This window comes from Burkholderia sp. TSV86 (assembly GCF_001522865.1).
GTDB lineage: Bacteria > Pseudomonadota > Gammaproteobacteria > Burkholderiales > Burkholderiaceae > Burkholderia.
In genome coordinates, this window is the sequence record NZ_LOWB01000065.1 from 1 (window position 1) to 852 (window position 852).

The window sequence follows — 852 nt, forward strand, 5'->3', positions numbered from 1 at the left end:
TCACTAAGGCGGTCTTCCCGGTCGCGGGTCTGGGCACGCGATTCCTGCCCGCCACCAAGGCGAGCCCGAAGGAAATGCTGCCCGTCGTCGACAAGCCGCTGATCCAGTACGCTGTCGAGGAAGCCATCGCCGCCGGCATCACCGAGATGATCTTCGTCACCGGCCGCAGCAAGCGCGCCATCGAAGACCATTTCGACAAATCCTACGAGATCGAGGCCGAACTCGAAGCGCGCGGCAAGGAAAAACTGCTCGAACTCGTGCGCAGCATCAAGCCCAGCCACGTCGACTGCTTCTACGTCCGTCAGCCCGAAGCCCTCGGCCTCGGACACGCCGTCCTCTGCGCCGAGAAACTCGTCGCCGACAACCCCTTCGCCGTGATCCTCGCCGACGACCTGCTCGACGGCCGCCCCCCCGTCATGAAGCAGATGGTCGACGTCTTCGACCACTACCACAGCTCCGTGATCGGCGTCGAGGAAATCCCCCCCGCCGACACCAAGTCCTACGGCATCGTCGACGGCAAGGAATGGGAAGATTCCATCATCAAAATGTCGGCCATCGTCGAGAAGCCCGCGCCCGACGTCGCCCCCTCCAATCTCGGCGTCGTCGGCCGCTACATCCTCAAGCCGCGCATCTTCGACCATCTGCGCGCCCTCAAGCCCGGCGCCGGCGGCGAGCTTCAGCTCACCGACGCCATCCAGGCCCTGCTCAACGACGAGCAGGTGCTCGCCTACAAGTATCGCGGCACCCGCTTCGACTGCGGCAGCAAGATCGGCTATCTCAAGGCCACCATCGAATTCGCGCTGCGGCACCCCGAAGTCAAGGACGAGTTCGCCGCTTATCTGCGCGAGCGCG

1 protein-coding gene is annotated in these 852 nt (G+C 64.4%); it reads left to right on the forward strand.

Features of this window, described 5'->3' with window-relative positions:
• Positions 1-852: UTP--glucose-1-phosphate uridylyltransferase GalU (gene galU / locus WS68_RS09280; RefSeq protein WP_156429431.1), on the forward strand; the 852-nt coding region annotated here is incomplete at both ends.